This is a genomic window from Polaribacter vadi (genome assembly GCF_018861005.1).
In the GTDB taxonomy this organism is placed as follows: domain Bacteria; phylum Bacteroidota; class Bacteroidia; order Flavobacteriales; family Flavobacteriaceae; genus Polaribacter; species Polaribacter vadi_A.
The window spans coordinates 1-7391 of the sequence record NZ_JAHKQL010000010.1 but is presented as its reverse complement, the minus strand read 5'-3'; the positions used below and the strand labels follow the sequence as shown (position 1 = coordinate 7391).

Genomic DNA, 7391 nt, shown 5'->3' with positions numbered 1-7391 from the left:
ACCATATACAAACACGTTGTGCAACATACAAAAAATGACCCGAGAAGAATTCAAAAAACATATTGAAAAAACACTTTCTGAATTAAAACTTTATACTGAATTGCATTCTGGAATTAAACTTCCGAATGATTTTGAATTTGAGTGGTGTTTTAAGGAAAAAATAAAAGCAGTCGGAAAAGAAAACGTAATTGAATTAATTGCAGAAAAAGTATATTTGAAAGAAAACGAAATTTATCCGTGTGTTGATTTAACTGTCAAAAAAATTACACCAGAAAATCGAATTTTGATAGATGGAAATATTGCTGGATTTAAACCAAGAAAATTTGGAAAAGGTTGGAGTAATAGACCTAGACCTTTTATTTACGGAATTGGAAGTGAAATTTTAACGGGAAAAGTAAATTATGATTCGAAGGAATTTAAAAATATGCTTTATGAAAAGGGGTTATTACATTACAAACCCGAATAAAAAATTAAACGAAATTTGAAAAAAAATAATTTCCAAACAGAACAGGAAAGAATTAAACCGATAATAATTTTATGGGTTAAACGAATTTATATTATAGCATTTAACATTTACGCTTGGTTTTGGTTAATCCGAGAAATATTTGTTAGAAATACAACTGAATTTGAACCTTATCTGCTTTGGTTTTTTACAACAGCAGGAATGTACTATTTTGTCTTGGAAAATCAAGACGTATTTATTAAATCAAAAAAATAAAAATTATGGCAACAACAACAGATTTTCAAGAATGGTTAGATAATCTTAACGAAACTCACATTGAAGAAATTTATAATTTATATGAAAGTATAATTGGCGTAACTCAAATGGGAGGATTTGAATGTTCACAAAATAATGGAAAATTATTCATCAAAACCGACCAAAATGATTCTACGCTTATGCTTGCAAGTGGAAAAGCTATTAAAGCATTTTTAGATAAACTTGATTCTGAATATGGTGGCGATTTTGGCTGGGTTGGAGGTCATTATGAATTTGTACGAGCAATGAATAAAGACGATTAAAAAAAACATTGAGAAAGTACGTTGCACAACACCGTGTATAATTAATTGCTTGATTTTAGCCTACTTACGAAAGTCCTCGCGGACTTTCTATTCGGTTTTTATTTGTTAACTTTAGTGCTTAAAAGACGCAACTAACCATACACAATCACGTTGGCATTCATTTAAAAAAAATAAGTTAATGAAAAAAATTTTAGGAATAATTTTAATTTTTGGATGTATGTTCTTTGGAGCTATTGGTGCTTCAATTGGAAATAGCGTTTTGGCTGTGTTTTTTTGCTTATCAAGTTTAATTCTAGGTGTATATTTAATTTCGAAGAGTGAAGAAGATGAATACAAACCTTCACCAGAGAAAAAAATTACACAAAAGAAAGAATATAGTGAAATTAGTTTTCAACCAAAAATAAAAGAAACAAAAACCAAACAAATAAAATCACCTATAGAGGAAAAAACAATTAAAAAACTATCAAAAGAAATAGTTAAACCAATTGAAAAAACTATAGAGAATCGGTTTGTTCATTACACTTCAAATTTAAATGATAATGAAAATTCATATCCAATTCTAAAGATACCGAATGAAAACTGTATTGTAAGAACTCATAGGATTGGAACAACAAAAAGAAAGGGATTTAAAGATGAAAGTTTTGAGAAATCAATTTCAAAATTACTGTCAAATAAATTTGAAGTTTCTGGAAACATTAGACTAAATACAGGAAAATTAACTCGTCCATTTGAACCTGATATTGCTATAATATGCTCTACAAATAAAAATATTCGAATTGACATTGAGATTGATGAACCTTACGCAGGAATCACAAGACAACCAACACATTGTAAAGGAGAAGATGTTAATAGAGATAATTATTTTAGAAATAGAGGTTGGATAGTTATTAGGTTTTCAGAATTACAAGTCCATACAAAAGAAATTGAATGCTTAAATTTTATTGTTTCAGTTATTAATTCTATTGACAATTCAATACAAATTTCTAATGACTTAAAATCTGATTCAAAAATAGAAAACGAAATTTTATGGGATATTGTTCAAGCTCAAAAATGGGAGAAAGAGAAATATCGTGAAAATTATTTAAACCATACTTTCTCTGAACTAACGGAACAACAAGAAACAATAAAGCGAGATTTTAACAAACAAGAGATTGAAGAAGAAAAATTGGTTAAACCAACTTCATTTGGAATTGAAGATTTAGGAAAAAACATAAGTTTTAATAAGAAAAATGCACACAAGAAAGATTCGCGAATTAAATTTTATTCAGAACCACATATTTATACTATTGACAATGTTCCTGCAACTTCTGCAAGTACAATAATTTCAAGATTTTTTCCCGAATTCGATAGTGTATATTGGTCAAATAGAAAAGCACCACAATTAGGAATGACTGCAATAGAAGTTGCAAAAATGTGGAGTGATAAAGGAAAGGTTGCTAGAGATAAAGGAACTTTTCTTCACGAACAGATTGAGAATTATTATTTAGGAGAAAAATACTCTGAAATGGAGGAATTTAATCTTTTTAAACAGTTTTTAGAAAAACATTCTGATTTAGTACCTTATCGTTCTGAATGGAGAATTTTTGACCAAAAACATAATATTGCAGGTACAATTGACTTGTTAGCCAAAAATGGAGAGAATGGCTTTGATATATATGATTGGAAAAGAAGTAAAAAAATAATAAATACTTTTAATCATTTACCAATTATCACAAATCAATGGCAAAGTGGAATAGGAAAACTAAATAAAATTGACGATACAAGTTATAATCGTTATACTCTTCAACAAAGTTTATATAGATACATATTAGAAGAGAATTACGGATTAATAATAAATAATATGTTTTTGATTGTTTTGTATCCAGAATATGATAGATATTATAAATTAAGTGTTCCTTATTTAAAAAATGAAATTGAATATATATTGAAAACAGTATAAAAAACGAAATGCCAACACCGTGTATAATTAATTGCTTGGTTTTAGCCAATTTACGAAAGTCCTCGCGGACTTTCTATCTGTGTTTTATTTACTAACTTTAGTGCTTAAAACACGCAACTAATCATACACAAACACGTTGTGGTTAAGTTAAAAAAACGCTAATAGAAATATGAATTACTCTCCAACTTCATTAAGTTATAATATAAATTGGAAAATTAAAAATGACCCCGTTTATAGAATATTTGATAATAAGAAATGGTTAGATAACTTTTTTGAGAAAGGTGAATTAATGATAAGTTGTTTTACTAATTTTAAAAATTATGATGATGAAATGCAAGGAGATAAAACTGAAGGAAATGGAATTATTGGAGGTGTTTCTGAAGACGGAGAACATCACGAATATGTTATTTATGATTCTGGTTCCAACGCCTATATAATGTCTACTACAATGGAACTAAACGAAAAAGTTATAAGTGACTTTAATGGTGTTTGTGCTATCAAAATAAATTTCCCTACTTTATTTGGTTTAGAGATTTCTAAAAAATTACCTTTTGTGAATAGTGGAGTTGAAGGGAAATGTGATTACCTTGATTTCAAAGGAGAAATATTAAAAAAGAATGACTTAAGGAATAAAAAATTTCAAGAATTAGATTTTAAGTCTAAAAGTTATTTACAGAATCAGACTATAATTAAAGAATTAACAAGAGATAGAGAACTTTTCTCAAAAGATAAAAAATATGAACACCAAAATGAATATAGACTAGCTTGGTTTTCAAAATATAATGTGGAAAATTCTATAGTAGTTGAATGTCCTGAGGCAATTGGTCATTGCGAAAAAATAATTTTCTAAAAAAACCTAACCACAACACCGTGTAAAAAAAATTGCTGGTAAAAGCCTACTTACGAAAATCCTCACGGATTTTCTTGGTTCGTATTTTATTTACTAACTTTATTGCTTAAACCACGCAACTTTCCTTACACAACAACGTTAGCTGTAATATAACAGAAACCCAGAAAAAATGAGTGATAAAGACGATTTGAATGAACTTGAGAAAATGAAAAAGCTAATGCAAGAGAAATTGGCTGAGGGAATTTCTAAACTAATAAGAAGTATTGGTAGTAAAGAAAAAAGATTAGCAGGTTTGAAAAGTATGAAATCTAAACCTTCAGATGAAAATTTAAAATTAGTATATAAGATAGCAATGGAAAAAGAGGATTACGAAACTTGCGGAACAATCAAAGAATATTTTGATGAGAAAGGTATACAACTCTAAAAAACCATTATAATTAGAAAATATGGAATACAAACAAATAGGAGAAAAATATATTAGTTATTTCAAAATTGAATATGGAGAATTTATAAACGAACTTATCAAAGAAGTAAAAACGGAAAAAAAATTGATTGATTTTTCTAAATATACTTCAAAAACTGCGGAAAAACCTAAAAAAATAACATTGGAATTTCTTAAAAAAGAAGGAATTAAAGACCATTTATTTACAAATGATGTAACTTTTAGTTTGAACTACAGTTTTTATCTTGAATTTCTATCACACAATGATAGACTTGAAATTGAATCTGAATTATTGAATGAAATAGTAAGTCTGAATCAAATAAATAACGAATAAATACTACAGCTAACACCGTGTATAATTCATTGCTAGTTATAGCCTACTTACGAAAGTCCTCGCGGACTTTCTATCTGTGATTTATTTGCTAACTTTAGTGCTTAAACCACGCAACGAAATCATACACAATCACGTTATGCTACATTTCCCTCACACGATAATCTAGATTAGAATTAAATTTTGAAGTATTAATATTAAATTATTATAAATCACTTTTAAACTAAGCATTAATACTAAAAATCAACTAAATTTGAGATTAGTCAGAATTTTAAACAAAAAAAATGAATAGAATACAAAAATTTAAAATTAATAAACTTTTTGGATATCAAAATGTTGATTTAATATTCGAGAATAACGTAATGATTTTAATGGGGGAAAATGGATTAGGAAAAACTTCTATCCTGAATTCATTATACTTTACATTAACTCAAAAATGGAGAAAACTAGACAAAATTAATTTTGAATCAATTGAACTTAATATTGATAATATAGAATTTAATTTTACACAAGAACAACTGTCAGCTTTTATAGAAAGTTCAAACAACAAAAGAGCTGGAAGATATAAAAATTTAAAATCTGATATTTTAAATTTAGTGGACATAAATAGTCTTAATAAATTTATTAAAGAAAATAAGAATGAAAAAACTGACAGACACAGCATTATTTATGATTTTGCTAGAAAAAATCGAATAATAAATAAACTACATGCTCCTGCGGGTTTAGTAATAGAACTATTAGATAAAATATCAAAACTACCAGATTTAACAAGTATTGAAAATCTAACTGATTACTTAGATAATAATGAGAGTTTAAATATTTTATATTTCCCTACCTATAGAAGAGTTGAAGAAGAATTACATAATTTAGGGAAATTAACAAGAATAAATAGAGAGGAAATCCCAGACCTTTGGAATATTGATGAAAGAGAAGAAATTGATGATTTAGAAGATGAAACATTAATTCAATTTGGAATGGAAGATGTGGATCAAAGAATAAAAAATATTATAGCAAAAATTAACGATAGCTCTATAAAAGGTTTTGCAAAAGTAACAGGTGAAATGTTACACCAATTACAAGAAGGTTTCCCTAAACTAACGGAAGAAGAAATATTAAATATTAATAGTAATAATGTTGAAATTATATTAAACAGAGTCAAAAATAATTTATCCGAAGCCGACCGAAAAAACATATTACGTTTATTAGATAGTAAAGAGTTACTCTTAAAAAAAGAACTAGCTTATTTTTTAACGAAACTTGAAGATATATATGTACAACAACGTGAACTTGATAATTCAATAAAAGATTTCGAAAAAATCTGTAATCAATATTTAGTTGGTAAAGTATTTTACTTTGATGAAAGTTCTGTTACTCTAAATATTTTTAATTTGTTAACAAACGAAAAAGTAGAATTAAATCAACTTTCATCTGGAGAAAAACAAATTGTATCTTTATTTTCTAAATTATATTTAGAAGAAGTAGACAACCAATTAATATTCTTTGATGAACCAGAATTATCGCTTTCAATAAAATGGCAAAAACAACTACTTCCGCATGTCCTTGCTTCTGGAAAATGTGACTTTTTACTTGCAGTAACACATTCTCCTTTTATTTTCGATAATAATTTAGACAGATATGCTGTAGGAATGAACACTTTCATTGATTAGTCAAATATGGATATTATAGAACAAGCAAAACAAGAACTAGGTTCTGGTTTAGTTGCGTACACAGAATTCGTTTTAGACTTCAAAAAAAACAAAGAAAACATTTATTGCTTTTTTGAAGGAAATGAAGATAGAAGTTATTATTCAATTAGAACTAAAATGATTTATACCGATAATGATTATTTTGATTATGTCTGTAAAGGAAAAGGAAACTTAATAAAACTTCACCAATTAATTAACTATCATGATATTTACAAGAATAACAATGTTGGGTACTTTGTAGATTCAGATTTTGATGGCAAAACCTCAATTGAAAATATTTATACAACACCTTTTTATAGCATAGAAAATTTTTATGTTGTAGAAAACGCTTTTGAAAATATATTAATTAATGAATTTAATATTAGCAGAAGATGTGATTGCTTTAAAGAAGCAAAATTGTCTTACAATAATCTCAAAAATAAATTCCATGAAAAGATAGTTATTTTGAATTCTTGGCTAGCTTGTCAAGCAGATTACAGGAAAGAAAATAACATATCCACTAGATTGAAAATTGAAAGTTCTTTAAAAAGTATTTTAAGTACTGACGTTTTTAATAAATTAGTTAACCCTGACTTATCAAAAATAAATTTTCCCGACCAATTATTGAGACTAGAAGATATTGAGAAAATATTCAACAATGCACCTAAAATTGAAAAAGCAGTTTTCGAAAAGAAACTTACAGAATTTAAAACATTAAAAGGAGACGAAAAATTTAGAGGCAAATTTGAATTACGATTTTTAGTTTCATATTTAAATAGATTTAAAGATGAAATAGGAAAAAAGAAAAGTTCTATTTTTTCGAAAAAATATAGCACATCATTAAGGTTCGAATATGCAACTTCTGTATCTCAATTAACTAATAATGCAATAACCCCAGATTGTTTAATTGAATATTTGAAAAGAATAAAAAACGTAGCATAACACCGTATATAATTTATTGCTGGCTTCTTGCCTACTTGCGAAAGTCCTCACGGACTTTCTTGGTCGGTAATTATTTACTAAATTAGTTACTTTAAACACGCAACAAACCATATACAACAACGTTAGGTTTAAATGCCTCAGCCAGTTTTCAGAATTGAGAAAATATAAGTTATTAATTAAAG

At 27.0% G+C, this 7391-nt stretch carries 8 protein-coding genes; all 8 read left to right on the top strand.

Features of this window, described 5'->3' with window-relative positions; translation table 11 throughout:
• Positions 1 to 466 (top strand): hypothetical protein (locus KO506_RS06800; protein ID WP_215994149.1); only part of this gene is annotated, 466 nt, incomplete at its 5' end.
• Between the two features lie 257 nt (positions 467 to 723).
• A complete protein-coding gene (locus KO506_RS06795; RefSeq protein ID WP_215994148.1) occupies positions 724 to 1020 on the top strand; it encodes a hypothetical protein in 297 nt (98 codons plus the stop codon).
• A gap of 178 nt (positions 1021 to 1198) precedes the next feature.
• Positions 1199 to 2959: a hypothetical protein gene (locus KO506_RS06790; protein WP_215994147.1), complete on the top strand. Its 1761-nt coding sequence runs from the start codon at positions 1199 to 1201 to the stop codon at positions 2957 to 2959.
• Between the two features lie 169 nt (positions 2960 to 3128).
• Positions 3129 to 3809 (top strand): hypothetical protein, encoded by a 681-nt coding sequence (locus KO506_RS06785; protein WP_215994146.1) that lies wholly within the window; start codon positions 3129 to 3131, stop codon positions 3807 to 3809.
• Between the two features lie 169 nt (positions 3810 to 3978).
• Entirely contained in the window at positions 3979 to 4233 is a 255-nt protein-coding gene (locus KO506_RS06780; protein ID WP_215994145.1) for a hypothetical protein, read from the top strand.
• 22 nt (positions 4234 to 4255) lie between these two features.
• Positions 4256 to 4585 (top strand): hypothetical protein, encoded by a 330-nt coding sequence (locus tag KO506_RS06775; RefSeq protein ID WP_215994144.1) that lies wholly within the window; start codon positions 4256 to 4258, stop codon positions 4583 to 4585.
• A gap of 281 nt (positions 4586 to 4866) precedes the next feature.
• The gene (locus KO506_RS06770; RefSeq protein ID WP_215994143.1) at positions 4867 to 6249 is read left to right on the top strand and encodes an AAA family ATPase; all 1383 of its coding nucleotides are present in this window, start codon (positions 4867 to 4869) and stop codon (positions 6247 to 6249) included.
• A gap of 6 nt (positions 6250 to 6255) precedes the next feature.
• A complete protein-coding gene (locus KO506_RS06765; RefSeq protein WP_215994142.1) occupies positions 6256 to 7209 on the top strand; it encodes a DUF4435 domain-containing protein in 954 nt (317 codons plus the stop codon).
• The last annotated feature ends 182 nt before the right edge of the window (positions 7210 to 7391 follow it).